The sequence below is a fragment of the Mycolicibacterium litorale genome, from assembly GCF_010731695.1.
Lineage (GTDB): Bacteria > Actinomycetota > Actinomycetes > Mycobacteriales > Mycobacteriaceae > Mycobacterium > Mycobacterium litorale.
In genome coordinates this window covers 3,464,837-3,482,762 of record NZ_AP022586.1, presented here as the reverse complement: position 1 = coordinate 3,482,762, position 17,926 = coordinate 3,464,837, and the positions used below count along the sequence as shown (strand labels likewise).

General features: G+C 66.4%; 16 protein-coding genes. 9 read left to right on the top strand and 7 right to left on the bottom strand.

All coding sequences use genetic code 11. The features are described 5' to 3' along the window. Window positions 1-137 precede the first annotated feature (137 nt). The 3 genes from G6N30_RS16550 (at window position 138) to G6N30_RS16540 (ending at window position 3,255) form a co-directional block, all read left to right on the top strand. On the top strand, window positions 138-443 hold the full coding sequence (locus tag G6N30_RS16550; protein WP_134054589.1) for a hypothetical protein: 306 nt from the start codon (window positions 138-140) through the stop codon (window positions 441-443). A 569-nt stretch (window positions 444-1,012) separates the two neighbouring features. Next, window positions 1,013-1,291 (top strand): hypothetical protein, encoded by a 279-nt coding sequence (locus tag G6N30_RS16545; protein ID WP_134054587.1) that lies wholly within the window; start codon window positions 1,013-1,015, stop codon window positions 1,289-1,291. Further along, window positions 1,288-3,255 carry a toxin glutamine deamidase domain-containing protein gene (locus G6N30_RS16540; RefSeq protein ID WP_134054585.1) on the top strand — a complete coding sequence of 656 codons (1,968 nt, stop codon included), beginning with the start codon at window positions 1,288-1,290 and terminating at the stop codon, window positions 3,253-3,255. The genes G6N30_RS16545 and G6N30_RS16540 overlap by 4 nt, the downstream gene beginning before the upstream one ends. Window positions 3,256-3,499: 244 nt before the next feature. Here G6N30_RS16540 and G6N30_RS16535 read toward each other — a convergent pair whose 3' ends face one another. Together G6N30_RS16535 and G6N30_RS16530 are read right to left on the bottom strand one after the other, a co-directional pair. After that, window positions 3,500-3,760: a hypothetical protein gene (locus G6N30_RS16535; protein ID WP_134054583.1), complete on the bottom strand. Its 261-nt coding sequence runs from the start codon at window positions 3,758-3,760 to the stop codon at window positions 3,500-3,502. An 83-nt stretch (window positions 3,761-3,843) separates the two neighbouring features. Beyond that, on the bottom strand, window positions 3,844-4,677 hold the full coding sequence (locus tag G6N30_RS16530; RefSeq protein WP_134054581.1) for a helix-turn-helix transcriptional regulator: 834 nt from the start codon (window positions 4,675-4,677) through the stop codon (window positions 3,844-3,846). Window positions 4,678-4,792: 115 nt separating this feature from the next. Here G6N30_RS16530 and G6N30_RS16525 point away from each other — a divergent pair, with 115 nt between their 5' ends. Further along, window positions 4,793-5,857, top strand: coding sequence for an aldo/keto reductase (locus G6N30_RS16525; RefSeq protein WP_134054579.1), 1,065 nt, complete (start codon window positions 4,793-4,795; stop codon window positions 5,855-5,857). 22 nt (window positions 5,858-5,879) lie between these two features. Here G6N30_RS16525 and G6N30_RS16520 read toward each other — a convergent pair whose 3' ends face one another. Beyond that, a complete protein-coding gene (locus G6N30_RS16520) occupies window positions 5,880-7,853 on the bottom strand; it encodes an OPT family oligopeptide transporter (protein ID WP_134054577.1) in 1,974 nt (657 codons plus the stop codon). Between the two features lie 163 nt (window positions 7,854-8,016). Here G6N30_RS16520 and G6N30_RS16515 point away from each other — a divergent pair, with 163 nt between their 5' ends. The 3 genes from G6N30_RS16515 (at window position 8,017) to G6N30_RS27285 (ending at window position 11,646) form a co-directional block, all read left to right on the top strand. Continuing rightward, window positions 8,017-8,955 carry a mechanosensitive ion channel family protein gene (locus tag G6N30_RS16515; RefSeq protein ID WP_134054575.1) on the top strand — a complete coding sequence of 313 codons (939 nt, stop codon included), beginning with the start codon at window positions 8,017-8,019 and terminating at the stop codon, window positions 8,953-8,955. A 27-nt stretch (window positions 8,956-8,982) separates the two neighbouring features. After that, window positions 8,983-10,632, top strand: coding sequence for a nuclease-related domain-containing DEAD/DEAH box helicase (locus G6N30_RS16510; protein WP_134054572.1), 1,650 nt, complete (start codon window positions 8,983-8,985; stop codon window positions 10,630-10,632). Between the two features lie 150 nt (window positions 10,633-10,782). Beyond that, window positions 10,783-11,646, top strand: coding sequence for a hypothetical protein (locus G6N30_RS27285; RefSeq protein WP_234880154.1), 864 nt, complete (start codon window positions 10,783-10,785; stop codon window positions 11,644-11,646). Here the strand turns inward: G6N30_RS27285 and G6N30_RS16500 are convergent. Further along, entirely contained in the window at window positions 11,579-13,099 is a 1,521-nt protein-coding gene (locus G6N30_RS16500) for an ADP-ribosylglycohydrolase family protein (protein ID WP_134054571.1), read from the bottom strand. The genes G6N30_RS27285 and G6N30_RS16500 overlap by 68 nt on opposite strands. Before the next feature lie 66 nt (window positions 13,100-13,165). Here G6N30_RS16500 and G6N30_RS16495 point away from each other — a divergent pair, with 66 nt between their 5' ends. Both G6N30_RS16495 and G6N30_RS16490 read left to right on the top strand, forming a co-directional pair. Then, window positions 13,166-13,822: an NUDIX hydrolase gene (locus G6N30_RS16495; RefSeq protein ID WP_134054569.1), complete on the top strand. Its 657-nt coding sequence runs from the start codon at window positions 13,166-13,168 to the stop codon at window positions 13,820-13,822. Between the two features lie 200 nt (window positions 13,823-14,022). Next, window positions 14,023-14,730 carry a PDDEXK family nuclease gene (locus G6N30_RS16490; protein ID WP_134054567.1) on the top strand — a complete coding sequence of 236 codons (708 nt, stop codon included), beginning with the start codon at window positions 14,023-14,025 and terminating at the stop codon, window positions 14,728-14,730. 282 nt (window positions 14,731-15,012) lie between these two features. Here G6N30_RS16490 and G6N30_RS16485 read toward each other — a convergent pair whose 3' ends face one another. The 3 genes from G6N30_RS16485 to G6N30_RS16475 form a co-directional block, all read right to left on the bottom strand. Next, window positions 15,013-16,428: a S1C family serine protease gene (locus G6N30_RS16485; protein WP_134054565.1), complete on the bottom strand. Its 1,416-nt coding sequence runs from the start codon at window positions 16,426-16,428 to the stop codon at window positions 15,013-15,015. Window positions 16,429-16,563: 135 nt separating this feature from the next. Beyond that, window positions 16,564-16,974 (bottom strand): hypothetical protein, encoded by a 411-nt coding sequence (locus tag G6N30_RS16480; RefSeq protein WP_134054563.1) that lies wholly within the window; start codon window positions 16,972-16,974, stop codon window positions 16,564-16,566. Window positions 16,975-17,029: 55 nt separating this feature from the next. Beyond that, entirely contained in the window at window positions 17,030-17,926 is an 897-nt protein-coding gene (locus G6N30_RS16475) for a DMT family transporter (protein ID WP_134054561.1), read from the bottom strand.

Below are 17,926 nucleotides of genomic sequence, written 5' to 3'. Positions count from 1 at the left end.
TTCGTCCTGGGCGCGGTCCTATGCGCCGCACTGACCAGATCCGCATCGGCGCGTGCACGTGGGCTGGCGCTCAGTTTGGCCGGATCGTTTGCGGTTGTCCTCGTCGGCGGTCTTGTGTACGGATTATGGATCCTCGCATGGTGAATAGTGCTGCGGCACAGCAGGTCACGCGTTCGTATGGGCCCATTGCCTTCGTGGCCGCGCTGGGCAACATTCTCGTCGTCGAGGTCGCCGTGTGGGTGTTCCTGCCGTGGTTTGTGCTCGCCGTCTTCGTCCTGCCGCTCCTACTGGTTGACCTCGCCATCGCGGCACTGCTGAGAGCACGACCGGGTAACGCCGGCCAGATCGGACGCGGAATGCTGATCGGGTTGATTTCGGCGCCAATGACATTGGCCGTGTTCCTGCCGGGGTTTCTCCTCGTGCAGGCCATGGGGTTTGTCTGACGCACTCCTTCGCCAAAGGCCGAACGGCCTCCTGGTCGCTCAATTTTATGATGGGCTTCGCCGACACGACGCGAACGCGTCCCCGATCGCCCTCGACGGTGAACGCGGCCCCCTCCAGGCTCAAGATGTCGATGTTGCCGAGATCATCCTCGTCGGCGTCGGTGTAACGCCGGTTCGTGCGCGTGAGCCATTTGAGGCCGACGATATCCGGGAAGGCCAGGTCTCCTAGGACGTATCAGTGCCCCGTTGCCAGGCAGAGGGGTTGGTATACGGGATGCTGCGGGATCAGCATGGCGTCGAGCCGGAAGGCAACTGTGCCGCTCTCTCAGTATTGTCCAGGACGTCCTCGAGGTGGAGGCCACCAGCCTGTTTCGGTTCGTCATGCTCGACGTAGCACCTCCACCTCGTGTGCGCGCCTCAGCAGTCGGCTCGTCGGTGGCAACTCACCAAGACTCGTACCCGGGACACACCTGAGATCCAACCGGACCCGCTCGCTCGCATCGAGCGTATTGCGCATGCCAGCCCTGCGGTATCCTTCCAGCAAACGGAATCGCCAATTGGGGGTTGGCATGGCAAACGAATTGCAAGTCGACGCGAACGGGCTGCGTGTCGCCGCAGCCGCCAGCGGTGCCGTCGCATCGTTGCTGGTCGGCGCGGATTCCGGCGGGATCACGGTCGCCCAGCCCAGCGGCGCCGGGGTCGCCGCAATGAACGCGGCCCTTACCTCTCTTCAGAGCCGCCAGTCCAGCCGCATCACCGACCAGGCGGGCGACCTATCGGTGAGCGGTGCCAAATACGAGGGGACCGACTCCTCCAGCTCGGACGCGATCACCACGGTGTCGGTGTGAGTCCTGCGGCTTCCGCCGCCGATCTACCGTCTCGTTCCCAGATCGAGCAGTGGAGTACTAAGCATCTTGCCGACGGGGCTGCGCAGTGGAGGGCCGCGGCGGCATCCTCCGATGACGCATTCGATCAGCACCGGCAAAACATCGTCTCCCCGGGCGGGACCCTATGGGAGGGCGACGCGAAAGACGCAGCACTTGCCCGGGTGGCCAGCGACATCGCCGTCGTCGGTAGCCAGAGCGGCGTGTTGAGGGAGGCCGCAGGGCGGGCCGAGAACGGTGTGACCGACATCGACGCCGCCAAGCGGGAGGCCCTCGCCGCGATCGAAGCCGCAGAGAGCGACGGCTTCGAGGTCGCAGAAGACCTGTCGATCACCGATACCCGTGCCTACGACTCGGACACCGCCGCGGCTCGCCAAATCGCGGCGGCAGAGCATGCCGAGGACATCCGTTGGGCAGCTGAACGCCTTACCCAAGCAGACGCGCACGTCGGCGCGCACCTGGAAGCGAAAGCCACTGAGCTGAAAGAGATGCGGTTCGACGGCGAAACCGATGGACGTGACGGCGACCCGACGATCCGACTAGTGGACCATAGGACCGACGCTTCCGGATCCGACGCCGACCAACGAGGATGGCGAGATCTCCTACTGCCACCGGAAACCCCGAAAGACGCCGCGTCCGGTACTCCGGCCGGCACCGATCCTGCCGAAGACACCGCGAAGTCCCCGCTGGACGAGGTGCTAGTTCCGGCAAAGACCACCGACCCCGGCCAGCCCCGCAACCTCGACGAGGCGCTTGACGAGGTAGCTGGACAGCCGGCGCCTACTGCTCAGGGGCCGCGCCTGGACCCAGCCAAGGTCGAGGAATTCAAGGCGACTGCCCGCAGGCTCATGGAGCAGCAGGGCGTCCCAGCTGACCAGATCGAACAGCGCCTCAACGACATGGTGGCTAATGCTCAGAAGCCGCTCGTGCCCTACACGCCACCGGATGGGCCGCCACCGCCCAAGCCGGGGTTCGGGGAGGGATTCGGCGACGCTTGGCGCAGCGCCGAGGAGTCCGTGCGCGACCTGACCGGGCGGAACGGATGGGATCCTCTCAAAGAGGCTTGGAAGAACCTCGGCGGCAGTCTCGCGGAAACCGCGATGGACCCATACGGCACCACTGCTCGGTCAGTCGCTGAAAACGCCGAAGCCTTACAAGACAACCCTGAATACTGGCTTGGCGGTAAAACCTTCGAATCCGGTGCCGCGGCCGCCACGCTGCCGTTCGGCCTGGAAGGGGCAGCCGCATCACGGCTCAGCGCGCTCGATGACGTGGCCCGCAGCGGGATCCCCCACGAAGTCATTGACACTCCAAGAACCCCCCATAGCCCAGCGTCGTTTCCGGCACAGCAAGAAATGGTGCCGCCAGTCGCTCCTCACACCCCATTCGCCGTAGAGAACCAAGGTCTGCCGCGAGGCAGTGATCACCCGATTACGCCGACACCCGATGGGTTCGATTACCCCGACGCGATTGGCCCTTCCGCACCGCAGTCGATCAGCGATATCCAACAATGGCTTCCGGAGATCAACCGTGGGCCTGATATGGACCCGTTCGATCCAGCACGAGCGGTAAATTGTGGTCAGTGCGCGTTAGCCGTCGACCAACGGCTGACCGGTAACGTCCCTGATGCATCGGCTGGGCTTGGAACTCTGTCGGTACCTGAGATGGAAGCCGCGACAGGCTTGCGGCAAGAACCGGCGACACCAGCAGAAATCGAGCAGTACTTGGTGAGCCAGGGACCGGGTGCGCATACCGTTGTCGGCGTGGACAGAGCCAATGGATTCGCGGGCCATTGGTTCAACGCGTATTACGATGGGTCGCGTGTCTATGCCGTCGACGGACAGACGGGACAGATCGTTGGTTGGCCACCCAATATGGACCTCCCGAATGGGCCGGTCACTGTCTGGGATATGGGGGTGCCTAAGTGAATAAAGATCAGATTGCTGTAGCGGCAGAGTGTCTGAACCTCGATCCTGAGGTGGCGGCCAGCCGTGCGTACGACGTCCGCGATGGCATCATCCGCGTTTCCAGCGACATACGCGGCGTAGGAACAGTTCTTGTCGGACCGGATCTATCAGTTCTGTTCTTCGCCTCCTATATAAGCCTCGAAGAGGCACTCGACGTTTGGGATACCGGCCGCAGGACTCCCAAGGAGTCTTTCGCCGCGTTACATCAAAGACGCGCACCGAGCCCCGCTACAAACAGGGATGGGCGGGCGCAATAAGCGGATACCGGTGGGCGGAGGGCTGCCATATCGGATGTGGCAGTTGCCAAAGCACCCAGTCCGATCAGTGACCAGTCCAACGATTCGCCGAACACCCCCGTGGCCAGCGTGAGATCAGCGCGTCTTGCGCTGCGGGCCAACGCATTTTCCGAAGCGCCCGGCGCCCTCAGAAATCCGAACGCGTTCTGCATCAGGTCGAGCACCGGCATGATCGCGTTAGATGCGAAGGATCTAGAAAACCCGCTGGGTCCGGGCCGCCGTCGAGGGAGTCCTCAGGTCGCACCCGGGGCCGTCACTGAGCCCATAGCCGTTTCAGTGCGGACTTGCTCGACTCGTCGGCGGCGCGGCAGATCATCAACCGCTGATCGGTGTCTTGCAGCGGCATGAAAACCTCGAAGTGGACGGCGATCTCGCCGACGTCGGGATGCCGCATCACCTTCTGCCCGCGACCGTTGATCTTGACGTCTTGCTGTGCCCACATGCGCGCGAATTCTTTGTGGGAGCCGGTCAACTCGGTGATGAGGTCGGTCAACACCTGATCTTTCGGGTGCGCGGCCCACGCCGAACGCAGGTGCGCGACTCCTTCCCGCAACACCCGCTCACGGTCGACATAGAACTCGCGAATCTCCGGATGCATCAGGCACAGCCATATCGAATTGCGCTGTGCCGGCGGCAGAGTGCCGAAATCGACCAGCAGCCGCGCCATCTCGTCGTTCCATGCCAGAATGTCGAAGCGGTGGTTCATCAGCATCGCCGGCATGGGCGACAGGTCGTCGACCAGCTGCGCCAAAGGCGCCACTGCCGTGGTGGCGGGCTTGTCAGTGGTGCGCGGCCGCTGCCGGGCCAGGTCGAACAGATAGGACCGTTCGTCGAAGTTGAGGCGCAGCGCCCGGGACAACGCCTCCACCACGTCCGCTGAGGGCCGCAATCCGCGTCCCTGCTCCAGTCGCACGATGTAGTCGATGCTTACCCCGGCGAGTTCGGCGACCTCTTCGCGGCGCAAGCCAGGGGTCCGCCGGGCCGTGCGACGGGTTGGCAGTCGGAAATCATCCGGATCCAGGCGCTCGCGTCGGGTCCGCAGAAACGCGGCGAGCTCCTGAGTCGTATCCACCGAAGGGCTTGCCATTGACGATGCAACGAGCTGAGTGGGACTGGTGTTCCCAGGAAGTTCTTTCCCTTACCTGCGGTGTGCGGCGGCGACAACCTGGTGAGGACGGCACATCACAATCACAGGAGGACACATGTCGCTCACTTTGGACACCTACCGGTTACTGGGCCGCTCCGGAGTGCGGGTCTCGCCGCTGGCACTGGGCACCGCCACCTTCGGCACCGATTGGGGCTGGGGCGTCGATCGGGACGAAGCCCGCGAGGTGTTTGACTTTTACGTCGACCGCGGCGGAAACTTCATCGACACTGCCGCGACCTACACCAACGGAAGCTCTGAGCGTCTGCTCGGTGAATTCACTCGGGATATCCGCGAAAACCTGGTGCTGGCGACCAAATACACGACACTGCGTCATCCCGGCAATCCGAACTCCGGGGGTTCATCCCGCAAGAGTCTGTTCGCATCGGTCGAAGCCAGTCTGCGGCAGTTGCGCACCGACTACATCGACCTGCTCTTCCTGCACGTGTGGGATTTCTCGACCCCGGCCGAGGAGATCCTGCGTGGCTTGGACGATCTGGTGCGGCAGGGCAAGGTTCTGTACGTGGGGGTCTCCAACGCCCCAGCCTGGCAGGTGTCACGTCTGCAGACGATCGCTGATCTTCGCGGCTGGTCGCCGTTGGTCGCGCTGCAGATCGAGCACAGCCTGATCGAACGTACCGGGGAACGTGACTTGATCCCGATGGCGCGCGAGATGGGTCTTGGGGTGACTCCGTACTCACCGCTGGCCGGCGGGATTCTCACGGGCAAGTACAGCCGCGCCGATCTCACCGCAACCAGCCTCGCGTCCGAGGGCAGCACCCGCGGGAGCTTCAACGTCGCCTTAGGCACGGTCACCGAACGTAACCTCGCCATCGCCGACGTCGTGAAGGAAGTCGCCACGGAGCTGGGCTACACTCCCGCCCAGGTGGGGCTGGCCTGGGTCCTGCGGAATCCGGACGTGACGGCACCGGTCATCGGCGCCCGCACCCCCGCGCAGGTGGAAGAGAATCTCGGCGCGCTGGAGGTCGACCTGGCCGACTCCCAAGTGGAGCGGCTCAATCAGGCCAGTGCGATCGAACTCGGCTACCCCCACGACATGCTCGCCAGTGACCACATCCGGAAGGTGACCGCCGGTGACCTCCAGATCGAAACCCGGCGCTGAGGAGGGGTCATACGCCCTCAACTCAGTCCTTGGCGACCTCGCGACTCGAAATCGTCTGCGTCCGTTTGTACAACCACAGGATGACCCCGGCGAACGCGACGACCCCGATGACCGAGGCCAGGTTCCCGTCGTTACCGGTGAAGATCGCGAACGGGTCCTCGTTGCCAGTCCCGGCGACGAACCCCGCGAACACCACCCCGTAGAGGCTCTCGCCGACGATCAGCCCCGTCGCCAGCAGCACGCCCAAACGCTTCTTGCGTTCCACGTCGCCGCCGCTGCGCTGCGCCCACCGGTTGTAGAAGTACCCGATCACCGCGCCGACCGCGATGATCAGGATCAGGCTCATCGGCAGATACATGCCCATCCCGACCGCCAACGGTGGCACCGCGAACCGTGTTGTGCGATGCAGGATCTCGTCCACCAGCACCACCGCAACCCCGATCGCGGCACCCAGGCAGATCAACCCCCAGTCCAGCGACCCACCGAACACCCCCTTCGCCAGCGACGAGATCAACGCGGCCTGCGGTGCGGCCAGCGCGTTCTCGGAAGCCCCTGGCGCACCCAAGAACCCGAACGCCGTCTGCATCAGCTGGAGCACCGGTGGGATGATCGCCGACCCGAACAACACGCCGATCACCAACGCCACCTGCTGTTTCCACGGCGTCGCCCCGACCAGCTGACCCGTCTTGAGATCCTGCAGGTTGTCGTTCGAGATCGTCGCCACCCCGAACGTGATGGCAGCCGCGAACAACGTGAACGCCACCAGCGCAGTGGCCTGATCGCCACTCGAAGGCCCGAACACCACCTTGATCAGCAGCGCGGCGATCAGCACCGTCAGGATGCCCACCCCAGAGATCGGACTGTTCGACGACCCGATCAGACCGGCCATGTACCCGCACACCGCCGCGATCACCAGCCCGATGACGAAGATGAACACCAAACTCGCGGCGATGATCCCGGCCGAACTGCCCTGCAGCACCGTGCCGCGGCTGAAGTCCCACAGCAGCACCGCGATCGGCAGCAGCATCACCACGATCGTCCCCACCACGATGGGGAACGGAATATCGCGCTGCGTGATGTCGACCAGCTGCCCCTGCCGGCGATCGCGGGCAGAGCTCAGCGCCTCGGTGATGCCCTTGACGATCGGCCGCAGGATCTTCAGCAGCGTCCACACCGCGCCCACCGCGATCGCCCCGGCGCCGACGAACCGCACCTCGTTGGCGAACGCGCCGGAGATGACGTCGGCGACCGACTCGCCCGTCGCGAAGTCCCCGATCGTGCGGATCGGCAGGATCACTGCGATCGAGATGAGCATCCCAACGAGCATCGCGAAGCCGACGGCCATCCCCACCAGGTGTCCCACGCCGATCAGCGCCAGCGACAGGCTGGCCCCGAACATCGAACCGCCCGCTCCGACGCGAAAGTAGGTCGAGATCGAATTGGCCAGCACCTTGAGGTTGGCGAGCAGCGCAAACCCGGCCGACACCGCCGCGCCGAGCGTGATGATCCGCAGGCCGGTGCGGTTGTCGGCCGCACCCTCGCTGCGCTCGCCGACCTTGAGCACCTCGGCGGCCGCGACGCCTTCGGGATAGGGCAGATCCGACCCGGTCACCAGGGCTCGGCGCAGCGGGATCGAGTACATCACGCCGAGGATGCCGCCGACCGCGCACACCGCGACGGTGATCCAGTACGGGAACCCGGTCCAGTAGCCGATCATGATCAGACCGGGCAGCACGAAGATGATCGCCGACAGCGTGCCCGCGGCCGACGCCACGGTCTGCACGATGTTGTTCTCGACGATGGAGTGGTTGGCGAAGTTGCGCAGGATCGCCATCGAGATCACCGCCGCCGGGATGGCCGTGGCGAACGTCAGTCCTACCTTGAGGCCCAGGTAGACGTTGGCAGCGGTGAACACCAGCGTGATCACACCGCCGAGCAGGATCCCCCGGACGGTCAGTTCGCGCAGCGTCGGTGTGGCGGGCGTGTCGACGGCCACTCGGCATCCTCTCGGTCGGGCGCAATGGGTCGGCGGGCATCGCACGACCAGCAGGTCCTACACGCTATGCCTCGAACCTGGCATCCGGCGGCCGCGTGGGACAGATGCGTTGAAACGGTGGGGTCCGATAGGCGACGGGCATTCTGGGTATGCGGCGTTGATCATGAATGTCTACAACCTCGCTTTCCAATGGACTGACACCAACAAACACTGGCTCATCGAGGTACCCATCCGGATCGTCGCCTACGTCGTCGTCGCGTTGATCGCCCGATACGTACTGCACCGCATGATCGACCGCGCTGCCACCGGCCGCCGAGGTAAGGCCCGCGACACGTCCGAGCAGGCCAAGAAGCCGCCGCTGTTGCGTCACCTCCGCGACCGCGCACCATCCGCGGTGGCCGCCAAGACCGCCGAACGACGCCAGCAGCGCGCGCAGACCATCGCCTCGGTCCTCAAGTCGACCGTCTCGATCGTGATGCTCATCTGGGTCGTCCTGGCCGTCCTCAACGCGGTCGGCGTGAACATCGCCCCGTTCATCGCCTCCGCCGGCGTCGTCGGCCTGGCCATCGGGTTCGGCGCGCAGAACCTGGTCCGCGACTTCGTCACCGGCGTGTTCATGCTGCTCGAAGACCAATACGGCGTCGGCGACACCGTCGACCTCGGCGAAGCCGTCGGCGAGGTGGAAAGCGTCGGGCTGCGCGTCACGACGGTCCGCGACATCGACGGCACCCTCTGGTACGTCCGCAACGGAGAGATCGCCCGTGTCGGCAACATGAGCCAGGACTATGCCGTCGCCCGCATCGAGATGCCGGTCGCGTTGACCGCTGACGTCGCGCAGGCCGAACGGGTGGCGGTCGAAGCCGCCGAGGAAGCCATCGAGGACCCGGCGCTGGCCGCGAAGGTGCTCGGCAAGCCGGAGATGCTGGGGGTTCAGGAACTGTCGCCCGACCTGCTGACGCTGCGCATGACCATCAAGACGCGCCCGAATGCGCAGTGGTCGGTGCAGCGGCGACTACGTCGCGACATCCTGCGCGCCTACGACGAGAACGACATCGAACTGCCGTCGCGTCAGAGCCGGGTGTACGCGATGGCCGACGAATAGCCCGCGTACCTCGCTAGCATCGACGCCGTGACCATCACGCCTGATGAGCACCCCCGCCTCAAGAGCTCCGAGCGCAGTACCTATCAGGCGCTGGTCGACCAGCTCGAGCCCAACGACCTCGTGGTGCCGGGCCAGCGCGTCACCGACCACCTCAAGGACCACGAGGTCGACTTCGTCGTCGCCATCGAGGGTGCCGGCATCGTCTGCATCGAGGTCAAGGGCGGTGAGGTCTGGCACGACGGCCATGGCTGGCGGCAGGTCCGCGGCGGTCGCGAGTTCCCCATCGAACCGGTCCGCCAGGCCCGCGAAGCCTGCTACGCGCTGCGGGACTTCATCGAGAAGGACCCGCGCTGGACTCAGGGCCGGCTGCGCTGGGACCACGTCGTCGTCCTGCCGAACACCGAACTGCCGGTCGACTTCGGCCTACCGGAGTGCCCCCGCTGGAAGGTGATCGACCGTACTGATCTGCCCAAGCTCGTCGACAAGCTGCGCTATGTCCTCGTGCGTCAGGAACTCGACCGGCCGCTGCTCACCAAGGACGGCATCGATCAGCTCAACACCGCCCTGTCCGGGCGCGGTCTGCCGCAGCGTGACGTCGTCGCCCGTGCCTTGGCCAACGAGGACGCCGCCGACGCTTTGACGGAGCACCAGGCCGTCATCCTCGACGCCATCCGTCTGCTCACCCGCGTCGAGGTCCGCGGCGGCGCGGGCAGCGGCAAGACCTTCCTCGCCATGGAACAGGCGCGTCGGCTGGCGCAGCGCGGTCAACGCGTCGCGCTGGTCTGCTACTCCCACGGCCTGGCGTCGTACCTCGAGCGCGTCGCCGCCACGTGGCCGCGCCGGCAGCAACCCGCGTACGTCGGGGAGTTCCACGCTCTCGGCGTGCAGTGGGGCGCGCCGGAAGGGCCCGACGAGGCTCTCCGTACCGAGGAGACGGTCAAGTTCTGGGAGCACGACCTTCCGCTCCACATGGCCGATCTCGCAGCGCAACTCGAGCCGGGGCACCGGTTCGACTCGATCGTGGTGGACGAGGCGCAGGACTTCGCCGACGCGTGGTGGGATCCGCTGCTGGCCGCCCTGCGCGACCCGGTCGACGGCGGCCTGTATGTGTTCACCGACGAGGGTCAGCGCGTGTTCAACCGCGTGGGGTCACCGCCGGTGCCGCTGGCTCCGTTGATCCTGGACCACAATCTGCGCAACACGCGCCAGATCGCCAACGCGTTCCAGCCGCTCGTCGACCACCCGATGCGGTTCCTCGGCGGCGAAGGGCCGGCGGTCACCTTCGTCGCCTGCAGCCGCGACGAGGCGATGGACGCGGGCGACGATCAGATCGACCTTCTCCTCGACGAGGGCTGGCGCCCGGAGGATCTGGCGCTGTTGACGACCGGGAGCCGCCATCCGGAGCAGGCGGAGCGTCAGAAAGACGGGCACTCGGCGTACTGGGATTCCTTCTGGGACACCGACCAGGTGTTCTACGGGCACGTGCTGGGGTTCAAGGGGCTTGAACGCCGCTGCGTCGTGCTCGTGGTCAACGAGGAGGGCGAGTTCGAGCGCTCCCGCGAACGCCTTTACGTCGGCTTGTCCCGTGCCCGCGATCAACTCGTGGTCTGCGGCGACGCCGACTTCATCCGTGAGGTGGGTGGACCGGATCTCGCGCGCCGGCTCAACGTCCCCTGACCCGCCCTCGAGCGCGGGTTGACGCACCGCCGAGTCGGAGATTCGCGGCGGTGTCTCGTGAAGCATCGCAGATCACCGCCGCCGTTTGCAGCGGCGTCGGCTGACGTCCTCGGACCGGGAAATGTCATACCTCGCTGGGACAATCGACAGGTGACGCCAACGCTTCATCACCGCCTTCACGTCCTCGAGGCCGCCGACTGGAAGGACGGTGTCATCACGCTGCTGGAGCCCCGGTCGCCGTACCGGCCGTGGCGCTACGCGTTCGGGGAGGCCCGGCCCGGTGACTTCGCGATGCTCGTTCTGGGCACCGACCCGGTGTCGGTGCTCACGGTGCTCGCACGCGTCGGCGACGAGGGAACCATCGGCGGCGCACTGCTGGACCCCAAGGGATACCGCATCGACGTCGTCGATCTGAGCACCATGACGTTGATGTTGAACCTCAACGAGAACGCGTTCACCAGCTGGCGCCTTGACGACGACGACGCCGAGTCGGTCATCCTGGCGCTGCACCAGAGCAGGATCCACGGCGACCCGTATCACCTGCGTGGCCACTCGTCACTCGTCGCCGCGCGAAACCTGCTGCGCTTCAATGGTGTTTGTCGCGGATGTAGACGCGAAATCGACCTGAGTGGAGCCGACGCCCGTGATCAAGTGCATGTGCACACCGTCGATCCGTACCGCCGGCCGGAACCACATTCGCCGATCAGGCTGGGGGAGAACGACGATCCGCGACAGCGGGCGCACGTGCCGTGGCTGAGGAGCGAGGCCACCGACTGGCCGGCCGTGATCTGCCGCCGCTGCCGGGACCGCATGCGCGACGGCGGTTTCACCAGTTTCCTCGACTTCCGCTTCGCGGAGAACCCACAGTGCCCGCGCTGCGGCGGACGGCGCACGCAGGACATCGTCTACGGGATGCCGGTCGATCCGGAATCGTGGGAACCGTGGCTCAGCATGGGTGGCTGCTGCCCGACCGACGAGCGGCAGTATTGCACGCTGTGTGACCACTCGTGGTGACCGCATGAGCAGCAGGGCGGTCACCGTGCAACCGTCGCAGCGCCGCCCGGAACGCCCGGTTGGGCTGTGCCCCCGGCAACACCCGCACGACATCAGCCAGCGCCGTGTCCACGTCGACAGCACGTAGTCGCGCGCCGTACAGCGCCCCGATTGTCGGTGTGCGGCTGTACGCGCCGACGCAGTGCACCAGCACCGTGCGACCCTGCCGCCGCAGCTGCTCGACCGCCCGTACCCCCTCCAGCAGGACGAAATCCAGATGCGGGTTCTCGTCCTCGTCGACCCGGTCGATCAACCGCACCTCGACATGCGGTATGCCCTGCGGCACATCGCTATCGGCCACCCGACACAGTGACACCACCGCATCGACATCCGCCGGCAGCCGGCGCAGCACACCGATCCCACCGAGCAGCACACCGTCGTCGTACGGGTGCCGCGCCACCGTGTCGATCGGCGAACCGGGATACGAGTAGTCGAACGAATCCGGCTCACCGCCACGCGCAATCGCCGATGCCAGGCCGACGAGACCGTGCGCCGAAATCCCCGGCCACCCGTGTAGCAGCGCCCGCCACCGCACCGGCACCGCCGATGCGCCATAGGCGGCGCCGAGCAGTGCGCCCGCGATTGCTGCGACCGTGTCGGTGTCATCGCCCGCCCGCACCGCGGCGTCGAGCGCCAACCGCAGATGATCAGCGCGAAACACCCCGGCAGCCGGGTCGTCGGACGGTACTGCCGTGGTCGTGATCGCCGACCACGCCGCCTGCAGGGCCGCCACCACCCAGCCGTTGTTCGCGAACGACGCGGGCGGCCCCGATTCTGCGGCATCGAGTCGCTCCTGCCACAGCTTTCGGCGGCGGTGTTCGATGTGCCGCAGTCCCGTTCGCGCATCGAGCTCACCGGTGCGCACCGCATGCCGGATCGCGCTGCACCACACCACGCACGCATCACCGGCGTCGAGATCGACGTGGGTGAGTTCGCTGACCGCCCGTGCGGCGTCGACCATCGCGTCCTCGTCATCGAGATAGGCGAGCGCCACCGGCGCGGTACGCATCAGCGAGCCGTTGCCCGCGGTGCGACCGGTCCGCTCGTGCAAGCGGATCGCTTCGGCGCGGGCGCGATCCGCGGTCGCAGCGCCGGAGCGTGCCGCTGCTGTGAGTACCGACCGGGTCTGGATGCCGACGTCCTTGGCCCGCAACGACCACGCATGCCACCGCGCGACGATGGTGTCCTGGGCCGCCGGCTCTCGCAGGTCCGTACCGGTCGCCGCTGTCTCTGCGATGGCGATCGCCATCGCCGTATCGTCGGTCCACTCACCGGGCTCCCACACGCCTCCGCCCACCATCTCCACCGCGAGCTCGGGTCCGCGCGGCGGACCGAACTCGTATGGCGCACCGAGGGCGTCGCCCGCCGCCATGCCCAGCAGGACCCCTTCGATGCGATCGTGAAATGAAGTCATGGCACTCCCTTCAGCTTTTGCGCACTTATGCGCTAATTGGGGATCACTGTACGCTGAGGCTCTGACATGAACCTGAAATCGCCCGGGGACCGCACATCGCGCCCGCTCACCGATTACCCGCGTCCGTCGGTCGCGGTCGACACCGCGCTGCTGACCCTCGACGCCGATCATCGGCTGGTCGTGCTGCAGGTACGTCGCAACAGCGGCCGCGGCTGGGCTCTGCCGGGCACCTTCCTGCACAAGGGGGAGCGGTTGGCCGATGCGGTAAACCGGTCGCTGCAGACGAAGGCGAACGTCCGTGGGCTGCGGCCGCACCAGCTTCAGGTGTTCGACGACCCCGCACGCGACGACCGCGGATGGGTGCTGTCGGTGGCGCACATCGAGGTGGTGCGCGCCGATCAGCTTGCCTCACGCTTCACGGAGACGACGCGGCTCATGCCCGTCGAGCAACCGGGTCGGCTGCCCTACGACCACGCCGACATCATCGTGCAGGCCGTCGAGCACATTCGCGCCCGTTACGCCGACGATCCCGATCCCGACCGGCTACTCGGCGAGGAGTTCACGCTGCGCGAGCTACGGCTGGCCCACGAAGCCGTCATCGGAGAGTCGCTGCAGCGGGACAGCTTCCGGCGGGCGATGGAGCCCAAGCTCGTCGCGACCGGAGCCACCACGACTGGAGGTCGTGGACGACCGGCCGAGTTGTTCCGTCGCGCGGATGGGTGACGGGAGAGTCGGCGCGCGCGGCTGTAACAGGATGGGCCGCCGAATGCGGTATCACGGGCGATATCGAACCTGAGAAGCTTCAGTCCCTTACTCTCCGGCGATGGTTACTCACGAGACCGGTGACGAAGCCGTTAGTTGCGTGGTAGGACTCTGCTGAACAACGTGCGGGATACCTGCGCGCCGACAGAGGTGGGGTCCACTTGGCTGCACAATTGACGAAGGAAGAACGCCTCGATCGTCTCGTGAGAAAGACGCGACAACGCGTAGAGAACATCGCGCCCGAGACGCGGCTGCTGAAGCACATGCCGAGCAGCAAACTGGGTGTGCTCGTCAGAGAGGCCGGCTACGAACGGGGATCTCGCAGGCTCCTCGAAGAGCTCAGCGATCGCTTGCGGGAAGCCGGCGTCGATTTCAGCCCCGAACTCTCGGACGATGCGAATACTCCGGAGACAACGATTCATTTCTTCGATGCCAAGCGGCCGGTGCAAGGCCTGCAACCCGCTCGTGAGTTGTTCGAGGAAGAATCCCAACTCCAGCACTTTCTCTGGAAGAACAAACACTTCTTGAGCCAGGCAACAAAGCATCTTCGCCTCACCGATCGCGAGAAAGTGCTCGCGCCAGGATCGAGACCTGACCTGATCGCGGTAGACACGAAGAGCAAGGAACTGGTCGGCATCGAGTTGAAGGCGGGAACACCGGACGAGGGGATCGTCGCGCAGGCCGCCAAATACATGGACGCCCTCAAGACAGCGGCTGAAGCTCAAGGCCACAAGGGTGCGCGCCTGATGATCATCACCGGACAACCCAACGAGCAGTTGGCCGAGCAAGTACAGGTCCACGCCGAGAAGGTCGGCGTCAGATGCGAATGGCTGCTCTATCGCGTGCGCTTCGAGTTGAAGAAGGCATAGCGACCACGGCGAGAAACTGTGGCGCCTGCTCTTCGTCGCAATGATCCGTGCGCGGACGCTCCGATCCCTACCGTTGAACCCTATGGTGCCTGAGATCGAGCGTCGGATCGCATCCATCTTGCGCGAACAGGTTGGACCTCCGAGGTGCCCGCACCACACCCGCGAAACCGGCTGCCGGTTTCCCGACTGGGACCGTATCGAGGGCTGGCCGGAATGGGCTGCGGAAGTACTCGCCGCAGAACTCGGGCTGGTAGGGGAAACCTGAGCGGGCCGGCCTCGCTGCTACGTCGTCGGCTTGCCGGCGATGGGCTCCACCGTCAGGGTCATCGGCTTGCCCTCCCGCAGGATCTCGACGGGCGTGCCCTTGCCGATCTGGAGCTGACGCACCGCGACGACGAACGCGTCGAGGTCACCGACCGGGCGGTCACCGATCTTGACGACGACGTCGCCCTCCTTGATCCCGGCCTTCTCCGCCGGCTCGCCCTGCTTGACCTCGGTCACCTTCGCTCCGGCCGCACCGGTGTCGCTCACCGACTGCGCCGTCAAACCCAGTGTGGGATGGGCGATCACGCCGTCGCGCATCAGCGTCTCGACGACATGCTTCATCTCGTTGACCGGGATCGCGAAGCCCAGGCCGCTGGCGCTGTCCGACAGCGATTTGCCCGCCGCGTTGATACCGATCACCTCGGCGTTCATGTTGATCAGCGGACCACCGGAGTTGCCGTGGTTGATCGCCGCGTCGGTCTGCACCGCTGAGATGACGATGTCGTCACCCGAACGCTCGGCCGACAGCCGCACCGCCCGGTTGAGCGCGCTGATGATCCCCTGCGTGTCGGTGCTCCGCAGACCCAGCGGCGCACCCGCGGCGATCACCTCCTGGCCCACCCGCAGCCGGCTCGAGTCACCCAGGCGCGCCACCGTCAGGTGGTCGACGTTGTTGACCTTCAGCACCGCCAGATCCGTCACCGGATCGCGGCCCACCACCACCGCCGGCACGGTTTTGCCGTCGTTGAAGATGACCGACAGCTTCCACTTGTTCGCATCGGTGGAGGCCTCTTCGACCACGTGGTTGTTGGTGACGATGTAGCCGCGGCCGTCGACCACGACCCCGGATCCCTGCGAGCCGGACTGTTCGCTGACCGCCTCGATGGTCACTACCGAATCGGCGACCGCGTCGGCGACCCGGGTGAACCGGCTTTCCGCGGAGTCGTCCGGTTCGGTCGTCGAGAGGTTCACCTTCGGCGTCGCGAACGCCTCGATGATCGTCGCCGTCTTGCTGCCGATCCATCCACCGGCCAGGCCCACCGCCAGCGCCAGCACCGCGATCACGACGAGCGCGGTTCGGGAGACCTTCCCGCTGAACAGCAGGTCGACCAAACCGAGCTTGGGGCCGGGATCGGCCGGTGCGGCCGCGACGGGCGTCGGCGGGGGAGGGGCAGCCTCGCCGTCGGGCTGCGGCGGCCACTGCTCGGACACCGCATCGTCATCGTCGGCCTTCGGATGCCCGAAGACGTCGTCGAGCACAGGGCCCGGGGACTGGTTCGTCGGCGTGTATTCGCCCTGGTCACGACGGCGGTCGGGCCCCGCGAACGCGCTCTGGACGCCTTCGGGCCGACCGAAGGCACGCTGCGTCGCCGGATCGACCGCCGCAGGACTCCCAGCAGGCGACTTCTCGCTGGGCTGGTTCCGCTCGCTCACGCGCGCCCACTTCCTTCATCGACGACTCAGCTCGTTCGCCCTCCATAATGCCGCCACTCACCACGGCGCTACTCAGGAGCGCCCGTCCGCCCGATGGGTGCACGGCGAAACCAGCGTCTCAGTGACGCGGACCGGTCAGTCCTTTCGGCGCGGCTTCTTCGAGGACTTGCCCTTTTCCTGCGTCGGATCCTCCCTCGGCGTGAGCCCGGTGAAGCGCCCGAACGCTCCCACCCCGGGCAGATCGCCGACAGCTCGCAGCGCGGCATCGCGTTGGGCGGCAAGCGCTTCCAACTGCGGCAGGATGCGGTCCATCGCCTGCAGCGTCGGGTCCGCGAGCGCCATGTACCGCTCCATCCGGTCCAGCGTGGCGTTGAGGCGTTCGGTCGCCGCCGCCAGGTTCTCGAGCAACCCGGGCAACTGCGCGACGATCTGAGCCGACGCGGCCGGCACCCGCAGCGCCCCGCTGGCCGCCTCCTGCGCCGCCTGCAGCGCAGCCTGCGCCGCCGCGCGGACGTCCCCGGGCGGCGGGTCCTTCTTGTCGCTCATGGATCAACTGTGCCGCACAACCGGCCGCTGTCGACGGGCTCCGCGCAAGCGTTACCTAACCGCCACCCGGAGTCGGCGCCGCCCGCGCCCGCACCGCCACCAGCCCGCCGCCGATGACCAGCGCCGTCCCGATGTACATGTACAGCGTCGGCGGGTGATGCCACACGATCCAGTCGATCACCGCGGTGAACACGATGACGCAGTAGATGAACGGTCCGACCTTCTCCGCCGAGGCGTACCGGTACGCCACCACGATCAAGATCTGCGAGAACAGCTGCGCGAACCCGAGCGCGATCAGCCACACCCACGCCCGCGGCGGGAACGCCTGCCAGTCGACGATCGCGATCGGCACCGCCAACACCGTCGAAAGCAGGAAATAGTAGAAGAGCACCCGGGTGATCGGTTCGGTCGCGCCGAGCCAGCGCACCGACATCATCGCGATCGCCAGCAGCACCGCCCCGGCGAGCGCCGCCACCTCACCGACGTGAAAGCTGCGGGTCTGCGGCTGCAGGACCAGCACCACCCCGGCGAAGCCGATGCCGGCTCCGATCCACGTCGCCCGCGCCACCCGCTGGCGCGTGACCACCCACGCCACCAGCGGCATCCACAGCGGAGCGCTGTAGGTCAGCAGGGTCGCGTTCGCCAGCGGGATCTGCGTGATCGCGAAGAACAACGCATACCAGCACGCCGTCCCGGTGACCGCCCGCGTGACATGCAGACCGATCTTCGACGTCCGCAGCGACGACCACCCGTCACGCCACACCACCGGGACGATGAAGACCAGACAGATCAGGTTCTGGAACAGCAGCAGCACCCCGGTCGAGGTGTACTGGCCCGACACCTTCGCCAGCGTGCCCACCAGCGCGACGCAGAAGAACGCCGCCGTGGTGAGCGCCGCGCCCAGGGCGAGGTTCTCGGGCCGGTGGCCCACCGTGGTCCGCGAAGTCGACAC